General features: G+C 70.4%; 21 protein-coding genes. 19 read left to right on the top strand and 2 right to left on the bottom strand.

The features are described 5' to 3' along the window. The first annotated feature begins 20 nt into the window (after nucleotides 1-20). The 12 genes from dapA to dapF all read left to right on the top strand — a co-directional run bounded on the left by dapA (nucleotide 21) and on the right by dapF (nucleotide 13,349). Entirely contained in the window at nucleotides 21-998 is a 978-nt protein-coding gene (dapA, locus tag QRN49_RS16720; RefSeq protein WP_017885921.1) for a 4-hydroxy-tetrahydrodipicolinate synthase, read from the top strand. 49 nt (nucleotides 999-1,047) lie between these two features. Continuing rightward, nucleotides 1,048-2,724, top strand: a complete 1,677-nt coding sequence (locus QRN49_RS16715) for a ribonuclease J (protein ID WP_111023207.1) — start codon at nucleotides 1,048-1,050, stop codon at nucleotides 2,722-2,724. A 124-nt stretch (nucleotides 2,725-2,848) separates the two neighbouring features. After that, nucleotides 2,849-5,776 (top strand): FtsK/SpoIIIE family DNA translocase, encoded by a 2,928-nt coding sequence (locus QRN49_RS16710; RefSeq protein ID WP_284756769.1) that lies wholly within the window; start codon nucleotides 2,849-2,851, stop codon nucleotides 5,774-5,776. A 5-nt stretch (nucleotides 5,777-5,781) separates the two neighbouring features. After that, nucleotides 5,782-6,426 carry a CDP-diacylglycerol--glycerol-3-phosphate 3-phosphatidyltransferase gene (gene pgsA, locus QRN49_RS16705; RefSeq protein WP_164941245.1) on the top strand — a complete coding sequence of 215 codons (645 nt, stop codon included), beginning with the start codon at nucleotides 5,782-5,784 and terminating at the stop codon, nucleotides 6,424-6,426. Further along, on the top strand, nucleotides 6,423-6,950 hold the full coding sequence (locus QRN49_RS16700) for a CinA family protein (protein WP_284756766.1): 528 nt from the start codon (nucleotides 6,423-6,425) through the stop codon (nucleotides 6,948-6,950). Before pgsA ends, QRN49_RS16700 begins: the two co-directional genes overlap by 4 nt. Before the next feature lie 154 nt (nucleotides 6,951-7,104). Beyond that, complete coding sequence (locus QRN49_RS16695) at nucleotides 7,105-7,413, top strand: helix-turn-helix domain-containing protein (RefSeq protein WP_027464765.1); 309 nt, start codon at nucleotides 7,105-7,107, stop codon at nucleotides 7,411-7,413. 86 nt (nucleotides 7,414-7,499) lie between these two features. Continuing rightward, entirely contained in the window at nucleotides 7,500-7,724 is a 225-nt protein-coding gene (locus QRN49_RS16690; protein ID WP_284756765.1) for a DUF3046 domain-containing protein, read from the top strand. A gap of 272 nt (nucleotides 7,725-7,996) precedes the next feature. After that, nucleotides 7,997-9,058: a recombinase RecA gene (gene recA, locus QRN49_RS16685; RefSeq protein ID WP_027464767.1), complete on the top strand. Its 1,062-nt coding sequence runs from the start codon at nucleotides 7,997-7,999 to the stop codon at nucleotides 9,056-9,058. Continuing rightward, a complete protein-coding gene (locus QRN49_RS16680; protein ID WP_284756763.1) occupies nucleotides 9,055-9,969 on the top strand; it encodes a regulatory protein RecX in 915 nt (304 codons plus the stop codon). The genes recA and QRN49_RS16680 overlap by 4 nt, the downstream gene beginning before the upstream one ends. A 26-nt stretch (nucleotides 9,970-9,995) precedes the next feature. Next, nucleotides 9,996-11,492 (top strand): tRNA (N6-isopentenyl adenosine(37)-C2)-methylthiotransferase MiaB, encoded by a 1,497-nt coding sequence (miaB, locus tag QRN49_RS16675; RefSeq protein WP_260689693.1) that lies wholly within the window; start codon nucleotides 9,996-9,998, stop codon nucleotides 11,490-11,492. Between the two features lie 31 nt (nucleotides 11,493-11,523). Then, nucleotides 11,524-12,462 (top strand): tRNA (adenosine(37)-N6)-dimethylallyltransferase MiaA, encoded by a 939-nt coding sequence (gene miaA, locus QRN49_RS16670; protein WP_284756762.1) that lies wholly within the window; start codon nucleotides 11,524-11,526, stop codon nucleotides 12,460-12,462. After that, the gene (dapF, locus tag QRN49_RS16665) at nucleotides 12,459-13,349 is read left to right on the top strand and encodes a diaminopimelate epimerase (RefSeq protein WP_027464770.1); all 891 of its coding nucleotides are present in this window, start codon (nucleotides 12,459-12,461) and stop codon (nucleotides 13,347-13,349) included. The genes miaA and dapF overlap by 4 nt, the downstream gene beginning before the upstream one ends. 178 nt (nucleotides 13,350-13,527) lie before the next feature. On the opposite strand, the gene QRN49_RS16660 is transcribed toward dapF, so the two are convergent. Continuing rightward, the gene (locus QRN49_RS16660; protein WP_284756759.1) at nucleotides 13,528-14,139 is read right to left on the bottom strand and encodes a class I SAM-dependent methyltransferase; all 612 of its coding nucleotides are present in this window, start codon (nucleotides 14,137-14,139) and stop codon (nucleotides 13,528-13,530) included. A 61-nt stretch (nucleotides 14,140-14,200) separates the two neighbouring features. Between QRN49_RS16660 and hflX the strand changes: the two genes are divergently transcribed. Continuing rightward, on the top strand, nucleotides 14,201-15,742 hold the full coding sequence (gene hflX / locus QRN49_RS16655) for a GTPase HflX (RefSeq protein ID WP_284756758.1): 1,542 nt from the start codon (nucleotides 14,201-14,203) through the stop codon (nucleotides 15,740-15,742). A gap of 198 nt (nucleotides 15,743-15,940) precedes the next feature. On the opposite strand, the gene lexA is transcribed toward hflX, so the two are convergent. After that, nucleotides 15,941-16,585 carry a transcriptional repressor LexA gene (gene lexA, locus QRN49_RS16650; protein WP_128781337.1) on the bottom strand — a complete coding sequence of 215 codons (645 nt, stop codon included), beginning with the start codon at nucleotides 16,583-16,585 and terminating at the stop codon, nucleotides 15,941-15,943. Nucleotides 16,586-16,821: 236 nt separating this feature from the next. Here lexA and QRN49_RS16645 point away from each other — a divergent pair, with 236 nt between their 5' ends. The 6 genes from QRN49_RS16645 (at nucleotide 16,822) to QRN49_RS16620 (ending at nucleotide 21,268) form a co-directional block, all read left to right on the top strand. Beyond that, complete coding sequence (locus QRN49_RS16645; RefSeq protein ID WP_027464774.1) at nucleotides 16,822-17,199, top strand: LysM peptidoglycan-binding domain-containing protein; 378 nt, start codon at nucleotides 16,822-16,824, stop codon at nucleotides 17,197-17,199. Between the two features lie 64 nt (nucleotides 17,200-17,263). Further along, on the top strand, nucleotides 17,264-18,370 hold the full coding sequence (locus QRN49_RS16640) for a histidinol-phosphate transaminase (RefSeq protein WP_284756755.1): 1,107 nt from the start codon (nucleotides 17,264-17,266) through the stop codon (nucleotides 18,368-18,370). After that, nucleotides 18,367-18,969 carry an imidazoleglycerol-phosphate dehydratase HisB gene (hisB, locus tag QRN49_RS16635; RefSeq protein WP_027464776.1) on the top strand — a complete coding sequence of 201 codons (603 nt, stop codon included), beginning with the start codon at nucleotides 18,367-18,369 and terminating at the stop codon, nucleotides 18,967-18,969. The genes QRN49_RS16640 and hisB overlap by 4 nt, the downstream gene beginning before the upstream one ends. Then, a complete protein-coding gene (gene hisH, locus QRN49_RS16630) occupies nucleotides 18,966-19,604 on the top strand; it encodes an imidazole glycerol phosphate synthase subunit HisH (RefSeq protein WP_071405609.1) in 639 nt (212 codons plus the stop codon). Before hisB ends, hisH begins: the two co-directional genes overlap by 4 nt. A 97-nt stretch (nucleotides 19,605-19,701) precedes the next feature. Further along, nucleotides 19,702-20,448, top strand: coding sequence for a bifunctional 1-(5-phosphoribosyl)-5-((5-phosphoribosylamino)methylideneamino)imidazole-4-carboxamide isomerase/phosphoribosylanthranilate isomerase PriA (priA, locus tag QRN49_RS16625; protein ID WP_017885902.1), 747 nt, complete (start codon nucleotides 19,702-19,704; stop codon nucleotides 20,446-20,448). A 4-nt stretch (nucleotides 20,449-20,452) separates the two neighbouring features. After that, entirely contained in the window at nucleotides 20,453-21,268 is an 816-nt protein-coding gene (locus tag QRN49_RS16620) for an SseB family protein (protein WP_284756752.1), read from the top strand. The last annotated feature ends 37 nt before the right edge of the window (nucleotides 21,269-21,305 follow it).

Genomic DNA, 21,305 nt, shown 5'->3' with positions numbered 1-21,305 from the left:
TCCCCGGTACGCTGGTGCCCGTGTCCCCGCGTGAGAATCCCTTCGGTCAGGTCCTCGTCGCCCTCGTGACCCCGTTCACGGCCGACGGAGAGGTCGACTGGCCCGGCGTCGAGCAGCACATCGACGACTGCATCACCGCCGGCGCCGACGGCATCGTCGTCACCGGCACGACCGGCGAGACGTCGACGCTGACCGACCCGGAGAAACTCCGGCTGGTCGAGGTCGGCAAGTCCGTCGCCGCCGGCCGCGCGAAGATCATCACGGGCGGTGGCTCGAACGAGACCGCGCACGCGATCCACCTGTACAAGCAGAGCGAGAAGGCCGGCGCGGACGGCGTGATGATCGTCACGCCGTACTACAACAAGCCGACGCAGTCGGGTGTCCTCACCCACTTCCGGATGATCGCGGACGCCACCGACCTGCCGGTGATCCTGTACGACATCCCGGGCCGCACCGGCATCCCGATCACGTACGACACGATCCTGCGTGCGTCGAAGCACCCGAACATCCTCGCTGTGAAGGACGCCAAGGGCGACTTCGCCGAGGTCTCACGGGTGCTGAACAACACCGACCTCATGTACTTCTCCGGGGACGACACGAACGTGCTCCCGCACCTGTCGATCGGCGCCACCGGCCTGATCGGCGTGACCGCGAACATCACGAGCGCGCCGTACCGCACCATCGTCGACGCCGTGAACCGGGGCGACCTGGCCACCGCGACGGCCGAGCACAAGCGACTCGAGCCGCTCGTCCGCGCCGTGATGACGCACGTTCCCGGTACCGTGGCCGCCAAGTACATCCTGCACGGGCTCGGCCGCATCGGCAGCCCGCGCGTCCGACTGCCGCTCGTCGGCCCCGAGGACTCCGAGGCGTACGCCATCGAGACCTCCCTCGAAGCCGTGCGCGACGTGCCCGGCGCCGACTTCTCGAACTTCCGCCCCGACCGCAACGCGGCGGCCGGCGGTGCACTACCGAAGGTGCCAGGCACCACCCGCTAGCGAACACCGCGGCGCGCAGCACGCGTGTCGCCCGAATCCGTAGGACCGAATGCCCACACAGATCTCCGAACCGCAGCCGCTCGAAGCCGGCACCCTCCGCGTCGTCCCCATCGGGGGCCTCGGCGAGATCGGTCGCAACATGACCGTCTACGAGTACGAGGGCAAGCTGCTCATCGTCGACGCCGGCGTGCTGTTCCCCGAGGAGCACCAGCCCGGTGTCGACCTGATCCTGCCGGACTTCTCGCCGATCCGTGACCGCCTCGACGACGTCCTCGGGGTCGTGCTCACGCACGGCCACGAAGACCACATCGGCGCCGTCCCGTACCTGCTCAAGCTCCGCGACGACATCCCGCTGATCGGCTCCACGCTGACCCTGGCGCTCGTCGAGGCGAAGCTCAAGGAACACCGGATCAAGCCGTACACGCTCGTCGTGGCCGAGGACCAGACCGAGCAGATCGGCCCGTTCCACCTCGAGTTCGTCGCCGTGAACCACTCCATCCCGGACGCCCTCGCCGTCGCGATCACGACCCCCGCCGGTCGTGTGCTGCACACGGGTGACTTCAAGATGGACCAGCTCCCGCTGGACGACCGCATCACCGACCTCCGTGCGTTCGCCCGTCTGGGCGAGGCCGGCGTGGACCTGTTCCTGCCAGACTCCACGAACGCCGACGTTCCGGGCTTCACCGCTCCGGAGCGCGACATCGGCCCGGTGCTCGAGAACATCATCATGCGCGCCCGCAAGAAGGTCGTCGTGGCGAGCTTCTCGTCGCACGTGCACCGCGTGCAGCAGGTCCTCGACGCCGCCGCGGCCGCGAACCGCAAGGTCGCGTTCATGGGCCGCTCGATGATCCGCAACATGACGATCGCCGCCGACCTCGGGTACCTGCGGGTGCCGGAGAACGTGCTCATCGACACGAAGAAGGCGAAGAACGTCCCCGACGACCAGATCGTCTACATGTCGACCGGGTCGCAGGGTGAGCCGATGGCCGTCCTGGCCCGCATGGCGAACCTCGAGCACCAGATCGAGATCGGCGAGGGCGACACCGTCATCCTCGCGTCGTCGCTCATCCCGGGCAACGAGAACGCCGTGTACCGCGTCATCGACGGGCTGACCAAGCTCGGTGCGAAGGTCGTGCACAAGGGCAACGCGAAGGTGCACGTCTCCGGACACGCCTCCGCCGGCGAGCTGCTCTACTGCTACAACATCCTGCGGCCGCGCAACGTGCTCCCCGTCCACGGCGAGCACCGCCACCTGTACGCGAACGCCGACCTGGCGATCCAGACGGGTGTCCCGCCGCGCAACGTGATCCTCGGGCAGGACGGCATCGTCGTCGACCTGAAGGACGGCGTCGCGACGGTCGCCGGCCAGCTCGACATCGGCTACGTCTACGTCGACGGCTCCACCGTCGGCGAGATCACCGACGCCGACCTGAAGGACCGCCGCGTCCTGGCGGAAGAGGGCTTCATCTCGGTCTTCTGCGCGGTGGACTTCACCACCGGGCAGTGCGTGATCGGCCCGGAGATCCAGTCGCGCGGCTTCGCCGAGGACGACTCCGTCTTCGACGACGTCCGCCCGCAGATCGCCAAGGCGATCTCCGAGGCCGCGGCCAACGGCACGCGTGACTCGCACGCCTTCGCGCAGGTCGTCCGTCGCACGGTCGGTCGCTGGGTGAACACCAAGCACCGTCGTCGTCCGATGATCGTCCCGGTGGTCATCGAGGCGTAGGGCCCGTTCGCGGGTGGGCGCGCGTTCGCGTCCGTCCCCGCCCGGGAGGCCCGTCCAGCGTCCGTCACGGACGCTGCGGCGGGCCTTCCTGCGTTTGTCTTGAGCGGGCGTTAGGGTTCTGCCCATGGCCGGAGGCACCAAGTCGACCACGCGCTCGCGCGCGTCCACGTCGTCCCGTGGCAACGGGACGCGCGGTTCGTCGCGCACCCAGGCCACGACGAAGAAGCTGCCGCAGGCCGCACCCACGCCGGTGTTCCGCGAGCAGAACCCGCTCGTGACCTTCTGGCTCGCGATGGCGCACGGCGTCGGCGCGATGTTCCGGCTGCTCGGCAAGGAGACCCTCGAGAAGGACCAGCGGCGCGACGGGTTCCCGTTCCTGCTGTTCCTGCTGGCCATCGCCGGCGGGGTCGTCGAGTGGCTCAACCCGACCAACAGTGTCTCCGTCGCACTCGACGCGTACACGTTCGGCGGGCTGTTCGGCCGCCTGGCGTTCGCCCTGCCCGTCATCATGATCGTGTTCGCCGGGTGGTTGTTCCGACACCCGGCCTCGGTGCACGACAACACCCGGATCGGCATCGGGCTGGGCATCCTGATCGTGTCGATCGCCTCGCTCTGCCACGTCTTCGGCGGCCGTCCGAGCGCGGCCGACGGCATGCCCGCGCTGGCCGCCGCCGGCGGGGTGCTGGGCTGGGTGGTCATCGGCTGGCTCGTCACGATCGCGACCGCCTGGGTGGCCGTCCCCGTGGCGATCGTGCTGCTGGTGCTCTCGCTCTTCATCATCACCAAGACGCCGCCGAACAAGCTCGGGCGACGCCTGCACGAGCTCTACGCCTACCTGTTCGGCGCACCGGCCCCCGCAGCCGAGCCCGAAGCCGACGCCGCCGCCGTGGCGGAGCCCGCCGCCCGCGCCCGCACGTCGAAGCGCGGCAAGAAGGGCGACACCGACTTCCAGCTGTTCGACGACCTCGGGTTCGGTGACGAGCAGGCCGCTGCCGACGCCGGCGGCGACAACGTGCCGTGGTGGCGCCGGAACAAGTCCGGGCGCGAAGAGGACCCGGCGTACGACAGCCCCGTGCTGCCCCCGGCCACCGGCGTTGCCCCGGCTGCCGCTGCCGTCGCACCAGCTGCCCCCGTCGTGCCCGCTGCGCCCGCGGTGAGCCCGAACGCCGGTGCCGCCGCCGGGCTCGTCGACCTCACGCCGGCCGAGCCCGCGTCGGTCAACCTCAACGACTCCGTCGAGCAGGACCTGCAGGACGCCGAGCAGGCGCTCCGCGCGTTCGGCACCGACGTCCCCGCGCGGCCGGAGCCGACCGCCGACATCCGTCCGGCGGTGCCCGAGGTGCTGTCCGAGCCCGAGATCGTCGACGAGCCAGAGGACATCGACGCCGCCGCCGAGCTGAGCGCAGCCGCCGCCGGTGCCGGCGACGATCCGTCGAAGCCCTACCGACTGCCCGCCGCCACGACGCTGAGTTCCGGAACGCCCTCGGTCGCGCGGAGCCAGGCGAACGACGACATCGTCGCCGCCATCACCGGGGTGCTCACCGAGTTCAAGGTCGACGCGAAGGTCACCGGGTTCTCCCGCGGGCCGACGGTGACCCGGTACGAGATCGAGCTCGGCCCCGGCGTCAAGGTCGAGCGGGTCACGGCCCTGTCGAAGAACCTGTCGTACGCGGTCGCCTCGAACGAGGTCCGCATCCTGTCGCCGATCCCGGGCAAGAGCGCCATCGGCGTCGAGATCCCGAACACCGACCGCGAGATCGTCTCGCTCGGCGACGTGCTGCGCTCGAACGCCGCCCGCAAGTCGAAGCACCCGATGACGATCGGCGTCGGCAAGGACGTCGAGGGCGGCTTCGTCGTCGCGAACCTCGCGAAGATGCCGCACCTGCTCGTCGCAGGCTCCACCGGTTCCGGCAAGTCGGTGTTCATCAACTCGATGATCACGTCGCTGCTGATGCGCGCGAAGCCGTCCGAGGTCCGCATGGTCCTGGTCGACCCGAAGCGCGTCGAACTGTCGATCTACGCCGGTGTCCCGCACCTCATCACGCCCATCATCACGAACCCGAAGAAGGCGGCCGAAGCGCTGCAGTGGGTCGTGAAGGAGATGGACATGCGGTACGACGACCTGGCGTCGTTCGGGTTCCGCCACGTCGACGACTTCAACAAGGCGATCGAGAACAACGAGATCGTCCTGCCGGCGGGCAGTGAGCGGAAGCTCAAGCCGTACCCGTACCTGCTCGTCGTCGTCGACGAGCTCGCCGACCTCATGCTCGTGGCGCCGCGTGACGTCGAGGAGTCGATCGTCCGCATCACCCAGCTCGCCCGTGCCGCCGGTATCCACCTGGTGCTCGCGACGCAGCGCCCCTCGGTCGACGTCATCACCGGCCTGATCAAGGCGAACGTGCCGTCGCGCATCGCCTTCGCGGTGACGAGCGTCACGGACTCCCGCGTCATCCTCGACCAGCCGGGCGCCGACAAGCTCATCGGTCAGGGCGACGCGCTCTTCCTGCCGATGGGCTCGTCCAAGTCGCTCCGCGTGCAGGGCGCCTGGGTGCAGGAGGGCGAGGTCGCCGAGGTCGTCCAGCACGTCACGCGGCAGGCGCAGCCCGAGTACCGCCAGGACGTCCAGGCAGTGGTCGAGCGCAAGGAGATCGACGCCGACATCGGCGACGACCTGGAACTGCTGCTCGCGGCCGTCGAGCAGGTCGTGTCGACCCAGTTCGGTTCGACGTCGATGCTGCAGCGCAAGCTCCGCGTCGGCTTCGCCAAGGCCGGTCGCCTGATGGACCTGATGGAGTCGCGCGACATCGTCGGGCCGTCCGAGGGCTCGAAGGCCCGCGACGTCCTGGTGACCGCCGACCAGCTGCCCGCGGTGCTCGCGAAGCTCCGTGGCGAGGAGCCGCCCGCCGCGGCTGCTCCGGCAGCGCCGGCCCCGACGCCGTCCGGCGACGGTGACCGCTACGGAGCAGACCCCGTCGGGGACATGACCCGCGGGTACGATGAAGTCCACGACGAGCCCGATGAGGACGCGTGGGGACTGACGGGCAGGGAGTGACGGCGATGACCGCCTCGGACAGCACGAACACCACGCACGGCGCACGGTTCCCGTGGCGCGGGCGGCTGCTGCGCAAGGGCCCCGGCCCCGCGTCGACCGCGAACGTCGCGAACATCATCACGGTGGTGCGCATCCTCATGGCGCCGCTGTTCTTCGTCCTGCTGCTCACCGACGCCGGCAACGACGGGCCGCTGCGCATCTGGGCCGCGGTCGTCTTCGTCGTGGCCATCGTCACGGACAGCGCCGACGGCATCATCGCCCGTCGGCAGAACCTGGTCACGGACTTCGGCAAGCTCGTCGACCCGATCGCCGACAAGGTGCTCATCGGTGGTGCGCTCGTCGCGCTGTCGATCCTGGCCGAGCTGCCCTGGTACGTGACCGTGCTGATCATGGTGCGCGAGATCGGCATCACGGTCTTCCGGTTCGCGGTGCTCTCCGACCGGGTGATCCCGGCCAGCCGCGGCGGCAAGATCAAGACCGTGCTGCAGGCCGTCGCGCTGACGGCCGCGCTGTTCCCGTGGTGGAACCTGGTCGGCGACTGGGCGCACTGGGTCAACGGCATCCTGATGACGGCCGCGTTCCTGGCAACGATCCTGAGCGGGATCGACTACCTCTGGCAGGCATGGAAGCACAACCGCACCACCGCATGAACGGGCCCGACCGCTCGACGCAGGCCGCGCCTCCCGTCCCGGTCGCACCGGGGCTCATCGCCGAGCTGACGGCACGGGGCGAGACCCTCGCCGTGGCGGAGTCGCTGACCGGCGGACTCGTCGTGGCGACGCTGGTCGACGTGCCGGGCGCGAGCGCCGTCGTCCGGGGCGGCGTCGTGGCCTACGCGACGCCCGTGAAGCACTCCGTGCTCGGGGTCTCGGCGGAGCTGCTCGAGGCCGAGGGTGCCGTGCACCCGGAGGTCGCCCGGCAGATGGCCGCCGGTGTCCGGATCGCGCTGTCCGTCGACGGGGAACCCGCGACGTGGGGGATCAGCACGACGGGCGTCGCCGGCCCGGACCCGCAGGACGGCAAGCCCGTCGGCACCGTGTACGTGGGGATCGCCTCCGCCGCGGGGGCTGAGGCCTTCGAGCTGCACCTCGACGGCGACCGCGGAGCAATCCGGCACGCCACCGTCTCCGAACTCCTTGCACGGATGTCGTCCGAGGTCCGGGGCCGGGAATAGGTCCCGTTTCCACTGGGTTACATCTCACGAAATCTCCAGCAGTACGGCAGCCAGCCTGGCTAACATGCTGCAACCGGCAACGCTATTGTTGCTGAACCCGAACTCGATCCACCGGACCGAGCGGGCGCGGAGACGACAGAGAGGAGGAGTTCTCATGGTTCTCGTTCGTCAGGAAATCGGCGATGTGCTCCGGGACTTCCGCTTGCAGAAGGGCCGGACCCTCCGTCAGGTCGCGTCCAAGGCCAGTGTCGCGCTCGGGTACCTCAGTGAGGTCGAGCGCGGGCAGAAGGAAGCCAGCTCGGAGATCCTCGCGTCCGTCGCGGATGCTCTGGACACGCCCATCTCGACCATCATGCGCGAAGTGGGTGACCGCCTCGCGATCGTCGAGGGGCTGACCCCCGTCCCCGACACGCTCCCGGACGACCTCGTCGCCGAGTTCGACAACGACCTCGCGGTGCGCTGAGCGCACCCCACCGAACGCCCTCGCCGGTCCTTCCCGGCGGGGGCGTTCTGCGTTCCGGCCCACGACCACGCGCCTAGGCTGGTCGGATGCGCGTGAGTGAGTTCTGGCGAGCCGTCGACCAGGTGTTCGGCGAGGCCTACGGTGCCGTGGTCACCCGTGACGTCGTGCTCGAAGGGCTCGGCGGTCGCTCCGCCGTGGACGCCCTCGCCGCCGGCATCGACGCCCGCCGGGTGTGGGACGCAGTGTGCGACTCGCAGGACGTCCCGATGGACCGTCGGCACGGCAAGGGCCTCGCCGAACCCCAGGACTGAGCGGGTCCCGCGGGGCGGCGCACCCGAAACTGTGTTCGGCGTGTTGCTCGAACGCGTGTTCGATCGGTGGTAGCTTCCTCCACAGCGGCGTCGCCCGGATGTTCCATCCACAGATCGCGTGACCGTCGGCAGTGATGTCGGTGGCTCGCCATAGGTTGATGGACATCGGGAACAGCCCGAAGCCTTGTCGCAGAACCATCGGCCTTGCACCATCGGCCGGCGTGGACGCGACAGCCTACAGGCGGCCGAACACGAGCACGAAGGAGCACCCCATGCCATCACCGGCAGACCGCGAGAAGGCCCTCGAGACCGCACTCGCACAGATCGACAGGCAGTTCGGCAAGGGTGCGATCATGCGCCTCGGTTCGGACGAACGCGCCCCCGTCAACGTCATCCAGACCGGGTCGGTGGCGCTGGACGTCGCGCTCGGCATCGGTGGCCTGCCCCGCGGCCGCATCGTCGAGATCTACGGCCCGGAGTCGTCGGGTAAGACGACCCTCACCATCCACGCCATCGCCAACGCCCAGCGCGCCGGTGGCATCGCGGCCTTCATCGACGCCGAGCACGCGCTCGACCCCGAGTACGCCAAGAAGCTCGGTGTCGACATCGACGCCCTGCTCGTGTCGCAGCCCGACACCGCCGAGCAGGCGCTCGAGATCGCGGACATGCTGGTCCGCTCCGGCTCCATCGACCTCATCGTCATCGACTCCGTCGCGGCCCTCGTGCCCCGTGCCGAGATCGAGGGCGAGATGGGCGACTCGCACGTCGGTCTGCAGGCCCGGCTCATGTCCCAGGCCCTGCGGAAGCTCGCCGGTGGCCTGAACCAGACGCAGACCACGATGATCTTCATCAACCAGCTGCGCGAGAAGATCGGCGTGTTCTTCGGTTCGCCCGAGACCACCTCGGGCGGTAAGGCGCTGAAGTTCTACGCGTCCGTCCGCCTCGACATCCGTCGCATCGAGACGCTCAAGAGCGGCACCGACGCGGTGGGCAACCGCACGCGGGTCAAGGTCGTCAAGAACAAGATGGCGCCGCCCTTCAAGCAGGCCGAGTTCGACATCCTGTACGGCGTCGGCATCTCGCGCGAAGGCTCGCTGCTCGACTTCGGTGTCGACCACGGCATCGTCAAGAAGTCGGGCGCCTGGTACACCTACGACGGCGACCAGCTCGGGCAGGGCAAGGAGAACTCGCGTTCCTTCCTGATCCAGAACCCCGAGATCGCTGCCGACATCGAAGGCAAGATCCTCGCCAAGCTCGGGGTTGGCGGCGCCAAGGCCGAGGACGCCCCGGTCGAGTCGATCGCGCCGAAGCTCGCGGAGCGCAAGGGCGCGTGAGCACCGACCACGACGACGACGGCCTCGCACCGGTCACCGACCTGTTCGGTGCGAGGTCGCGTCGCCGTGCCCCCGTCACCCCGGTGACGCCGGCGATCCCCGCACCGCCGGTGTCACCGGACGAACCGCGCGACACCGACGGTTGGGCGCTGCCCGAGTCGGACAAAGGTCGTGCGGACGAGTTCCCCGCGTCGTTCGACGCCGATTCGCCGGTGCCCCTGCACGGTGCCCGCGGGCCGGCAGCATGGGTGTCGCCCGTGATCGGTGACGGCAGCGGGCGCTCGAGCCGTGCGGAGCAGGACGGCTACGACTCCGAGACGGCTGACGCCACCACGGCGTCGGTGTTCTCCATCGCCGGCGGCGAGGAGATCGACCCGGCCGATGCACCCCGTCCGCTCGACGAACAGCGCGCGGACGCCGAACGGCTCAGCATGCGGGCCCTCGGGCGCAAGGGCGTGAGCGAGTCCGAGATGCGGACCCTGCTGCTGCAGCAGGACCTCGACCCCGACGTGGTCGAGCACGAGATCGAGCGGTTGACCCGTGTCGGGCTCCTCGACGACGTCGCCCTCGCCACCGACCTGGTGGATCGACTGCACGCCCGCAAGGGCCTCGGTCGACAGGGTGTCGTGACCGAGCTCCGTCGCCGGGGGATCGACCAGGTGGCGATCGACACCGCATTCGACGAGGCCGCCGACGACGAGGACGACGAGTTCCTCCGCGCGCAGGAGCTCGCCGACAAGCGGGCACCGCAGATGCGCGGGCTCGACCGGGCGACCGCTGAACGCCGGCTGTCCGGCTTCCTGATGCGCAAGGGCTACAGCTCCGGCGTCGTCCGGATCGCTGTGGCACGTGCCCTCGACGGCGGCGGGAAGCGGCCGCCTTCCGGCCGCGGGACCGTCCGGTTCGAGTAGCCGCTCCGACCTACACTGGGACGACCATGGCCACCGTCGAAGCGCGCCCCCGCACCTACGAAGTCCGCACCTACGGGTGCCAGATGAACGTCCACGACTCCGAGCGGTTGAGCGGGTCACTGCAGGCCGCGGGCTACACCGCGGCGGACGGTGCGCAGGCCGACGTCGTCGTCATCAACACCTGTGCGGTGCGCGAGAACGCGGACAACCGGCTGTACGGCAACCTCGGGCAGCTCGCGGGCATCAAGCGCGAGCACCCCGGCATGCAGATCGCCGTCGGCGGGTGCCTGGCGCAGAAGGACAAGAACGTCATCCTCGAGAAGGCGCCGTGGGTCGACGTCGTCTTCGGCACGCACAACATGGGGTCACTGCCGACGCTGCTCGAGCGGGCGCGGCACAACGACGAGGCGCAGATCGAGATCCTCGAGGCGCTCGACGTCTTCCCGTCGACGCTGCCCACCAAGCGCGACTCGACGCACAGCGGCTGGGTCTCCATCTCCGTCGGCTGCAACAACACCTGCACGTTCTGCATCGTCCCCTCGCTCCGTGGCAAGGAGAAGGACCGCCGTCCCGGTGACGTCCTGGCCGAGATCCAGGCGCTCGTCGACGACGGCGCGATCGAGGTCACGCTGCTCGGGCAGAACGTGAACTCCTACGGGGTCGAGTTCGGCGACCGACAGGCGTTCGGCAAGCTGCTGCGGGCCACCGGGGCCATCGAGGGGCTCGAGCGCGTCCGCTTCACGAGCCCGCACCCGGCGGCGTTCACCGACGACGTCATCGACGCGATGGCCGAGACCCCGAACGTGATGCCCCAGCTGCACATGCCGCTGCAGTCGGGCTCCGACCGGGTGCTCAAGGCCATGCGCCGGAGCTACCGCAGCGAGCGGTTCCTCGGCATCCTCGACCGCGTGCGCGCGAAGATCCCGCACGCGGCGATCTCCACCGACATCATCGTCGGGTTCCCCGGCGAGACCGACGCCGACTTCGAGGACACCCTGCGCGTCGTCGAGCAGGCACGGTTCGCCTCTGCGTTCACGTTCCAGTACTCCATCCGTCCGGGCACTCCGGCCGCGACGATGGACGACCAGCTGCCGAAGCACATCGTGCAGGAGCGCTACGAACGACTCGTCGCCCTGCAGGAACGCATCACCGCGGAAGAGAACGCGCTGCAGGTCGGCCGGAGCGTGGAAGTGCTCGTCGCCTCGGGCGAAGGGCGCAAGGACGACGCCACCCGCCGGCTCTCCGGTCGCGCGGAGGACTCCCGGCTCGTGCACTTCACCGTGCCCGCCGGGTCCGAGGTCCCGCGCCCCGGTGACGTCGTCACCGTCGACATCACCCGTGCCGCACCGCACTTCCTGCTCGCCGACGACGAGGCTCCGCTGCGCATTCGACGCACCCGGGCCGGCGACGCCTGGGACCGCGCGCAGGCCGAGAGCTGCGGCGTGCCGACGCCCGCTGCCGCCACGGGCGACGGACCCCGTCCGGTCTCGCTCGGGCTGCCGACGCTCCGTGTCGGGCGCTGAGCTCCCCGGGGCTGCGCCGACGAGCGCCGCGTTGCCCGCACCCGGTGACGCCGCGGACCTGATCGCAGTCGTCGGCGCGACGGGTACCGGGAAGTCCGACCTCGGCATCGCGATCGCGGACCGGCTGCGCGCTGCCGGCCGGAACGCCGAGATCATCAACGCGGATGCCATGCAGCTGTACCGGGGCATGGACATCGGCACCGCGAAGCTGCCGCCGGCCGAACGGCACGGCATCCCGCACCACCAGCTCGACGTGCTCGACGTCACCGACGAGGCGAGTGTCGCCGCCTACCAGGTCGCCGCCCGAGCCGACGTCGACCGGATCCAGGCCGCCGGTGGCGTGGCCGTCCTCGTCGGCGGCAGCGGCCTGTACGTCTCCGCGGTGCTGTTCGACCTGGCGTTCCCGGGCACCGATCCCGCGCTCCGCGCGCAGCTCGAGCGCGAGCACGAGGAGCTCGGCCCGGGCATCCTGCTCGAGCGACTCCGCGCCCTCGACCCGGCGGCCGCCGCGACGATCGACGCGCGCAACCCACGGCGCTTGATCCGTGCACTCGAGATCGCGAGCCGATCCGAGATCGTGACCCCGAGCCTCCCGGCAGCGCCCCGCGCCTGGCGACCGTCCCGGATCCTGCACCTGCGGCGTGACCGCGAGCAGCTCGTGTCGGCGCTGCACGAGCGGGCCGCGCGGATGTTCGAGGCCGGGCTCGTCGACGAGGTCGCGGCGCTCCGCGAGCAGGGACTCGAGCAGGGCAAGACCGCGCGGGGTGCCATCGGGTACTCGCAGGCGCTCGAGGTGCTCGCCGGCACGGCGACCCGCGATCAGGCGGTCGAGGCGACCGGCATCGCGACCCGCAAGTACGCCCGGCGGCAGGTGTCGTGGTTCCGCCGGTACGCCGATGCCGAGACGCTCGACGTCACGGGCGCGGACCGCGGCGACCTGTCGGAACTGGCCCGTAGGATCGTGCCGTGACCGAGCTGCACTTCACCAAGGGCCAGGGGACCGGCAACGACTTCGTCCTGTTCGCCGACCCCGACGCCACCGTCGACCTGACCCCCGAGCGGATCCGCGCCATCGCGGACCGACGCTTCGGCGTGGGCGGCGACGGCGTGATCCGCGCGGTGCGGTCCGAGGCGATCCCCGAGGGGCGGGCGCTCGTGGCCGTCGAGCCCGAGGCGACCTGGTTCATGGACTACCACAACGCCGACGGCACGGTCGCGGAGATGTGCGGCAACGGCATCCGCGTGTTCGCCCGGTACCTGACCGAGTCCGGCCTGGTCGAGCTCGCTCCCGGCGAGACCCTCACCGTCGGCAGTCGCAAGGGGCTGGTCGACATCCAGCGCACCACGAACGGGTTCGCAGCCGATCTCGGTCGCTGGGGCCTGGGCATCGAGGGCGGCGGCTCCGACGACGTGCTCGTCCGCGCCAAGAACCTCGACGGGGCGCGGCCCGGCATCGGCATCGACGTGGGCAACCCGCACGTGGTCGTCGCCGTCGAGACCGAGGACGAGCTGGCCGACCTCGACCTGACCTTCCTGCCGGTGCTCGACCCGGCGCCGGAGCACGGTGCGAACGTCGAGTTCGTCCTGCCCGGCGACCCCTTGATCAAGGACGGCGTCGGCGAGATCACGATGCGGGTGCACGAGCGGGGGAGCGGCGAGACGCTCTCGTGCGGCACCGGGGCCGTCGCCGCTGCCCTCGCGACGCGCTACTGGGTCGGTGCGGGGGCGCCGGACACCTGGCGCGTGCGGGTGCCGGGCGGGCTGCTGACGGTGCGGATGACGGCGACCGAGGACGGCGAGCACGTCTCGCTGTCCGGTCCCGCCGAGCTCGTGTTCTCCGGCGACCTGACGGTCTGACGCGGCGCGGACGCGGGTGCGCGGGCGCCCCGCTCGCCTCGTTGCCGTTTCGTGAGCAGAAATGGTCGGGTGCCCAGCGGCGACCCGACCATTCCTGCTCACGAAGTGCACGCACACGAAGTGCACGCTCACGAAGTGCACGCTCACGAAGTGCACGCACACGAAGTGCGCACGCGCCCTACGCGCTGCGCTGCACCCGGATGACGCGGAACCCCTTCGCCGTGGACTCCCGCGTGACCGCGAACCCCGAGCCGAGCGCCCCGACGAGCCACTTCTGCAACGAGTCACCCCCGAGGTCCTTCGACACGACGAGCCAGGCGTCGCCCCCGACCTTGAGCCGGGGCAGCCACGTCAGCAGGATCTGGTGCAGCTCGTCCTTGCCGACACGGATCGGCGGGTTCGACCAGATCGTGCGGAAGCGCAGGTCGGCCGGCACGTCGTCGGGCAGCGCGATCGTGACGTTCGATGCCCCGGCAGCAGCAGCGTTGGCGCGCGCGAGCCCGAGCACCCGCTCGTTGACGTCGACGCCCCACACCTGGGCCTCGGGGGACTGCAGGGCCATCGTGATCGCGATCGGGCCCCAGCCGCAGCCGATGTCGAGCAGCGCTCCGTCGGCAGCGGGTGCGGGCACCGAACCCAGAAGAACCTTCGTGCCGCGGTCGACGCCGTCGGGGCTGAAGACCCCCGCCGCGGTCGACAGGGTGAGGGGCTGACCGGCGAGCGTGACGTGCACCTGGCGCGGCCGGAGTTCGCTCTCGGGGGTGGCCGAGAAGTAGTGGTCGTTCGCCATGGATGAACCGTACCGGCAACCGAGTGTGTCGGAGGGCCTCCAGAGGTAGCCTGTGCTCAGGATGACGGATACCCATCAGCAGAACCACCAGACCAACGACGACAGCGCAGACGGTGTCGTCGAGAGGGTGTTGCGCAACGCAGACCACCGCGCAGCATCGTCCATCTTCGCACCCGCCCAGGCCATCCAGACGCAGTCGGTCGACGACCGCAGCTGGACCGGCGACGGCGACCAGTACGACCGTGAGGACCGAGCGGCGCTGCGCCGTGTCGCCGGCCTCTCCACCGAGCTCGAGGACGTCACCGAGGTCGAGTACCGCCAGCTGCGGCTCGAGCAGGTCGTCCTGATCGGCGTGTACCCCCAGGGCGACGCCTCGGACGCCGAGAACTCCCTCCGCGAGCTCGCGGCACTCGCCGAGACCGCGGGCGCCGTGGTGCTCGACGGGCTCCTCCAGCGCCGGCCGAACCCGGACCCGGCCACCTACCTGGGCAAGGGCAAAGCCCAGGAGCTCGCGATGGTCGTCAAGGCCACCGGCGCCGACACCGTCATCGCCGACACCGAACTCGCACCCTCGCAGCGTCGTGCGCTCGAGGACGTCGTGAAGGTGAAGGTCATCGACCGCACGGCCGTGATCCTCGACATCTTCAGCCAGCACGCGAAGACCCGCGAGGGGAAGGCGCAGGTCGAACTCGCCCAGCTGCAGTACCTGCTGCCTCGACTGCGCGGTTGGGGTGACTCGATGTCCCGGCAGGCCGGTGGCCAGGTCTCCGGAGGCGCGGGCATGGGCTCTCGTGGCCCCGGTGAGACGAAGATGGAGCTCGACCGCCGCAAGATCCACACGCGGATGGCGAAGCTCCGCCGGCAGATCGCCGGGTTCACCCCGGCCCGTGAAGCCAAGCGTGCCGAGCGCAACCGCAACGAAGTGCCGAGCGTCGCGATCGCGGGCTACACCAACGCCGGCAAGTCGTCGCTGCTCAACCGGCTGACGAGCGCGGGCGTGCTGGTGCAGAACCAGCTGTTCGCGACGCTGGACGCCACCGTCCGTCGGACCGAGAGCGCCAAGGGCCGGGAGTTCACGTTCGTCGACACGGTCGGCTTCGTGCGCAACCTGCCGCACCAGCTGGTCGAGGCCTTCCGCTCCACCCTCGAAGAGGTCGGCGACGCCGACGTCATCGTGCACGTGGTCGACGGCTCGCACCCCGACCCCGGGGCGCAGCTGTCCACCGTGCGCGAGGTCATCGGCGACGTCGGTGCGGGTGACATCCCGGAGATCGTCGTCTTCAACAAGGCTGACCTGATCGACGACGCGCAGCGCCTCGTGCTCATCGGACTCGTGCCGGACGCGGTGTTCGTGTCGGCGCGCACCGGCGAGGGCATCCCGGAGCTCCTCGGCGTCATCGAGGACCGCCTGCCCGAGCCCGACGTCGACCTGACCATCGTCGTGCCGTACGACCGCGGCGACCTGGTGTCGTCGCTGCACGACACCGGCTCGGTCGAGTCCGTCGACTACGTCGAGGACGGCACGCGCCTGCGGGTGCGCGTCTTCCAGCGGCAGGTCTCCGAGCTCGAGCCCTACGTGGTCACGCCGGTCACCACCGTCTGACGGTCACCTCCGACAGTCGCTGGCGCTGGGGAGCGCTGCCGCGCGGCCTGGAGGCCCGTGACGGGTCCGCCGGACGCCGTCGCGTCACCGAGACGCCCCCGAACACACGAAACGCCGCCGGATCCGGCGGCGTTTCGTCGTGCAGGGGACGTCGTACGGTGACGACGGTGATTCGCGCCGGTGCAGCGCGAGCCGCGGTCAGAGGGAGCGGAGGACCGCGACGACCTTGCCGAGCACCGAAGCGGCGTCGCCGAGGATCGGCTCGAAGGCTGAGTTGCGCGGCAGCAGCCACGTGTGACCGTCACGCTGTCGGAAGACCTTGACCGTCGCCTCTTCGTCGAGCATGGCCGCGACGATGTCACCGTTCTCGGCGGTCTGCTGCGACCGGACGACGACCCAGTCCCCGTCGCAGATCGCGGCGTCGATCATCGACTCACCGACGACCTTGAGCATGAAGAGCTCGCCGGTGCCGACGAGCTGTCGGGGGAGCGGGATGATCTCGTCGACGTGCTGCTCGGCGGTGATCGGGACACCGGCGGCGATCCGGCCGACGAGCGGCACGAGCGTGGTGGCGTCGATGTCCGGTCCGCCGACCTCGGACGACGGCTCGTCGACCAGGACCTCGAGCGCGCGCGGGCGGTTCGGGTCGCGGCGGATCCAGCCACCGAGCTCGAGCTGGCCGAGCTGGTGGGAAACGCTGGAGAGCGAGGAGAGCCCGGCGGCGTCGCCGATCTCGCGCATGCTCGGCGGGTAGCCCCGTGAGGCGATCGACGCACGGATCGCGTCGAAGATCGCCTGCTGCTTCGGCGTCAGCGGCTTCTGGCCCCGCAGTTCGTCCACCACGTCGTCTCGCTTTCGTCGGTGCCGGTCCGGCCGCGGCGGGAATGTCGGTGGTCCCCGTCAGGCTTGTCCCAGTCGATCGAAACAGTATCCGACCAGCCAGGGCCGGACAAACACCTGTTCGAGCGTGTTGCAAGAAAACCCCGCAGAAATCCACTCCCAGGACTTGTGCGTCGTCTGATTCGAAACTATGTTCGGTACACGACTTCGGTTCCACCGAACGGGAAGGCAAGAACGACATGAGCACCATCGCCATCGCTGACATCCAGCGCACCGCGGCGCCCGCCGTGCGTACCCGCCTGCGTCTGACGCGTCGCGGCCGCATCGTCTTCACGACGCTCGCCGCGCTCCCGCTCCTCATCGTCGTCGCCCTCGGCGTGCTGAACGGCGGGCAGGCCTCCGCCGGAGACGCCACCGCCGGCGGCGCCCGCACCCAGTTCGAGACCGTGACGATCCAGCCGGGCGAGACGCTCTGGCAGCTCGCCGAGCAGACGGCCCCGAACTCGGACCCGCGTGACTTCGTGCAGGACGTCGTGAGCCTCAACGCGCTCGACGGCTCCGCGCTGCAGGCCGGCGAAGAGATCGCCATCCCCACCAAGTACACCGACGGCGAGTAGCCACTCGGGCAGTGCCGTCCAGACGGCTGGTCGTCGCACGGTGCCAGCGGCCTACGATGGATCGGTGGCATTCACGCTCGAAGACCTCCCGATCCGAGACGACCTGCGCGGGCAGAGCCCGTACGGCGCCCCGCAGAAGCACGTCCGCGTGCAGCTCAACGTCAACGAGAACACGCATCCCGTTCCGGACGACGTCGCTGCTGACATCGTCGAGTCGATCCGGCAGGCCCTGCTGACGGTCAACCGCTACCCGGACCGCGAGTTCACCGAGCTCCGGCAGTCGCTCGCCGACTACCTCGGACACGACCTGACCGCCGAGCAGCTCTGGGCGGCGAACGGGTCGAACGAGGTGTTGCAGCAGCTCCTCCAGGCGTTCGGCGGGCCCGGTCGCTCGGTGCTCGGGTTCCCGCCCACGTACTCGATGCACTCGATCCTCGCGTCGGGCACCGGCACTACGTGGATCCCGGCCCAGCGGGACGACGAGTTCCGCATCTCGCCCGAGACCGTCGTGGCGGCGATCCGAGAGCACCAGCCGGACATCGTGTTCCTGTGCGGGCCGAACAACCCGACGGGTACTCCGCTCGACATCGAGACGATCGCGGCCGCCTACGACGCGACCGACGGCATCGTGATGGTGGACGAGGCGTACGCCGAGTTCATGCCGTCCGACGCTCCGAGTGCCCTCACGCTGCTGCCCGGTCGTGAGCGCCTGGTGGTCTCCCGCACGATGAGCAAGGCGTTCGCGTTCGCCGGTGCCCGGGTCGGGTACATGGCCGCGCACCCCGCCGTCGTCGACGCCGTCCGGCTGGTCCGGCTGCCGTACCACCTGTCCGCGCTGACCCAGGCGGCGGCGATCGCGGCACTCCGGCACGCCCCCGAGATGCTGGCGATGGTCGACGACATCAAGGGGCAGCGTGACCGCATGGTCACCGAGCTGCGGGACATGGGGTACCGCACCTACGAGACCTGGTCGAACTTCGTCCTGTTCGGTGGTGTCGCCGACCCGAACGCCGCGTTCGAGGCGCTGCTCGAGCGCGACGTCATCGTGCGCGACCTCGGCATCCCGAACCACCTGCGGGTTAGTGCGGGGACCGAAGCCGAGACGACCGCGTTCCTCGACGCGATGCGGCAGGTCGCCGCCGAGCAGCCGCCGGTTAGGGTTGAGGCATGACCGCCCGCACCGCCTCGATCAGCCGTTCGACGAGCGAATCGAGTGTCGAACTCGAGCTCGACCTGGACGGCACCGGGACCTCGTCGATCTCGACCTCCGTCCCGTTCTTCGACCACATGCTGACCGCGTTCAGCAAGCACTCCCTGATCGACCTGCGGGTGCGTTCGACGGGTGACACCGACATCGACGTGCACCACACGGTCGAGGACACCGGCATCGTGCTCGGTCAGGCGATCAAGCAGGCCCTCGGCGACCGCTCCGGCATCGGCCGGTACGGCGACGCCCTGGTCCCGTTGGACGAAGCGCTGGCCCAGGCCGTCGTCGACGTCTCGGGGCGTCCGTTCCTGGTGCACTCCGGCGAGCCCGCGGGCTTCGAGTTCCACCGCATCGGCGGCCACTTCACCGGCTCGATGGTCCGCCACGTGTTCGAGGCGATCACGTTCAACGCCGGCATCACCGTCCACGTCCGCGTGCTCGAGGGCCGCGACCCCCACCACATCGCCGAAGCCGAGTTCAAGGCGTTCGCCCGAGCCATGCGCAAGGCGGTCGAACTGGACCCGCGCGTCGACGGCATCCCCTCCACGAAGGGCGCCCTGTGACCGCCGCCAAGCCGAACGTCGTCGTCCTCGACTACGGGTCGGGCAACGTCCACTCCGCCGCCAAGGCGCTCGAGCGCGCCGGCGCCGAGGTCACCCTGACCTCGGACAAGCAGGCGGCGCTCAAGGCCGACGGCCTGCTCGTCCCCGGCGTCGGGGCGTTCGCCGCCGTGATCGACCAGCTCGAGGGCGTGCAGGGCGGCGAGATCGTCGACCACCGTCTGGCCGGCGGGCGACCCGTGCTCGGCATCTGCGTCGGCATGCAGGTCCTGTTCTCGCGGGGCATCGAGCGTGGTGCCGACGTCGAAGGGCTCGGCCAGTGGCCCGGCACCGTGCAGGAGATCCAGGCCGAGGTGCTGCCGCACATGGGCTGGAACACCGTGCAGGCGCCCGAGGACTCCGTGCTGTTCGACGGGCTGCACGACGAGCGCTTCTACTTCGTGCACTCCTACGGGGTGACCGACTTCCCGCTCGAGGCGTACGGGCCGTTCCGTGCGCCCCGTCTGACCTGGGCCGAGCACGGGCAGCCGTTCATCGCCGCGGTCGAGAACGGGCCGCTCACCGCCACGCAGTTCCACCCCGAGAAGTCCGGCGAGCCGGGCATCCGCCTGCTCTCCAACTGGGTCCGCTCGCTCTGAACCCGGCCGGAACCGGGCGCGACGGCCGTGCCGGACGCGCACCGGGCCTCCCGGCTGTCCGCAGCCCCTTCTCCACCGCAACGAAACCGACAGGACCATGACCGACCTCACCGACACCCCGCCCCTCGTCCTGCTGCCGGCTGTCGACGTCGTCGACGGACAGGCCGTGCGACTCACCCAGGGTGAGGCGGGGAGCGAGACCGGCTACGGCGACCCCGTCGCCGCTGCCCGGACCTGGCGTGACCAGGGTGCCGAGTGGATCCACCTCGTCGACCTCGACGCAGCCTTCGGTCGTGGCGACAACCGCAGGGTGATCGCGCACGCCGTCCGCGAGGTCGAGGGTGTCTCCGTCGAGCTGTCCGGCGGCATCCGCGACGACGCCTCGCTCGAAGCGGCACTGGCGACCGGTGCGGCGCGCGTGAACCTCGGCACCGCGGCGCTCGAGAACCCGGACTGGGCCGCGCGGGTGATCGGTGAGTACGGCGAGCAGATCGCCGTCGGGCTGGACGTCCGCGGCACCACGCTGTCGAGCCGCGGCTGGACCGAGGACGCCGGTGACCTGTGGGAGGTGCTCGACCGGCTGGAAGCCGCCGGGTGCGCCCGCTACGTGGTGACCGACGTCACGAAGGACGGCACGCTGCAGGGGCCCAACGTCGAACTGCTCCGCCAGGTGTGCGACCGGACCGACCAGCCCGTGGTGGCCTCCGGCGGGATCTCGACGCTCGACGACCTCCGTGCGCTCCGCGAACTCGTGCCGTACGGGCTCGAGGGCGCGATCATCGGCAAGGCGCTGTACTCCGGGGCGTTCACGCTGCCGGCCGCACTCGACATCGCCTCCGAGTAGCGCCATGGCGGGCATCTCGAACGGCCGTGGCACCGGGCCGGACGCCGACGACGCGCACACCCCCGGCGGGGCGGCGGACTCGGCGGGCTTCTCGTGGGAAGGCCGCACGTTCGACCACCACGACACCGCGTTCGCGGACGACGACGGACTCGCCGACCCCGCGGTGGTCGCGGCGATCGGTGCGATCGCTGGCGGTGCCTCCCAGGCGGCGATCGTCGAGGCGCTCCGGACCGCCCGGCTGCTCATCCCGCTCATCGCCGAGGCCGGTGACGTGGGGGAGACCGATCACGGCAAGCTCGTCGACAAGACCCAGGAACTCTCGATCGTGACGGTCGCCGGTCCGGACGGTCGCAGCGTGATGCCGGCGTTCACCTCGGTGGACGCCATGCACGCGTGGGACCCGGACGCACGTCCGGTGCCGGTGGAGTCCCGCCGTGTGGCGATGGCCGCGGCGAGCGAGGACACCCAGCTCGTCGTGCTCGACCCGAAGTCGTCGACCGAGTTCGTGCTGCGGCGTCCGGCGGTGTGGGCGCTCGGGCAGGACCTGCCGTGGACCCCGTGCTTCGAGGACCCTGAGGTGGCCCGCGCCTTCGCGGTCTCGGTCGAGGGAGAGTCCAGCGTCGCCCGTGTCGAACTCGCGCCGGGCGACCCGGTCGGACGGTTCGCCGGGCCGGAGCTGACCGTGGGACTGGCGCTGCACCCGGGGCTCGACCGCGAGCAGGTCGGCGAGCTCGTCGGTCGGCTGCAGCAGCGGTGGTCGACCGACCCCGTGATCGCCGAGCGGGTCGACAGCATGCGCGTCGCCCTGCGCGCTGCCTGACGAGCAGCAGTGCGGCGGTGCGACCCGGCCCAGCCCG

Origin of the sequence: Curtobacterium sp. ME-Dv--P-122a (genome assembly GCF_030209645.1) — a bacterium.
Classification (GTDB): domain Bacteria; phylum Actinomycetota; class Actinomycetes; order Actinomycetales; family Microbacteriaceae; genus Curtobacterium; species Curtobacterium flaccumfaciens.
The sequence above is the reverse complement of the archived record's forward strand: the minus strand, read 5'-3'. Positions and strand labels throughout refer to the sequence as shown.

Bases quoted from the DNA above. Each gene is read 5' to 3' on its own strand.
- QRN49_RS16695 (WP_027464765.1), top strand. From the start codon at position 7,105: ATGGTTCTCGTTCGTCAGGAAATCGGCGATGTGCTCCGGGACTTCCGC.
- QRN49_RS16620 (WP_284756752.1), top strand. From the start codon at position 20,453: ATGGCGGGCATCTCGAACGGCCGTGGCACCGGGCCGGACGCCGACGAC.
- priA (WP_017885902.1), top strand. From the start codon at position 19,702: ATGACCGACCTCACCGACACCCCGCCCCTCGTCCTGCTGCCGGCTGTC.
- miaB (WP_260689693.1), top strand. From the start codon at position 9,996: ATGGCCACCGTCGAAGCGCGCCCCCGCACCTACGAAGTCCGCACCTAC.
- QRN49_RS16660 (WP_284756759.1), bottom strand. From the start codon at position 14,139: ATGGCGAACGACCACTACTTCTCGGCCACCCCCGAGAGCGAACTCCGG.
- QRN49_RS16690 (WP_284756765.1), top strand. From the start codon at position 7,500: ATGCGCGTGAGTGAGTTCTGGCGAGCCGTCGACCAGGTGTTCGGCGAG.
- pgsA (WP_164941245.1), top strand. From the start codon at position 5,782: ATGACCGCCTCGGACAGCACGAACACCACGCACGGCGCACGGTTCCCG.
- QRN49_RS16710 (WP_284756769.1), top strand. From the start codon at position 2,849: ATGGCCGGAGGCACCAAGTCGACCACGCGCTCGCGCGCGTCCACGTCG.
- QRN49_RS16645 (WP_027464774.1), top strand. From the start codon at position 16,822: ATGAGCACCATCGCCATCGCTGACATCCAGCGCACCGCGGCGCCCGCC.
- recA (WP_027464767.1), top strand. From the start codon at position 7,997: ATGCCATCACCGGCAGACCGCGAGAAGGCCCTCGAGACCGCACTCGCA.
- hisB (WP_027464776.1), top strand. From the start codon at position 18,367: ATGACCGCCCGCACCGCCTCGATCAGCCGTTCGACGAGCGAATCGAGT.
- QRN49_RS16715 (WP_111023207.1), top strand. From the start codon at position 1,048: ATGCCCACACAGATCTCCGAACCGCAGCCGCTCGAAGCCGGCACCCTC.
- QRN49_RS16700 (WP_284756766.1), top strand. From the start codon at position 6,423: ATGAACGGGCCCGACCGCTCGACGCAGGCCGCGCCTCCCGTCCCGGTC.
- hflX (WP_284756758.1), top strand. From the start codon at position 14,201: ATGACGGATACCCATCAGCAGAACCACCAGACCAACGACGACAGCGCA.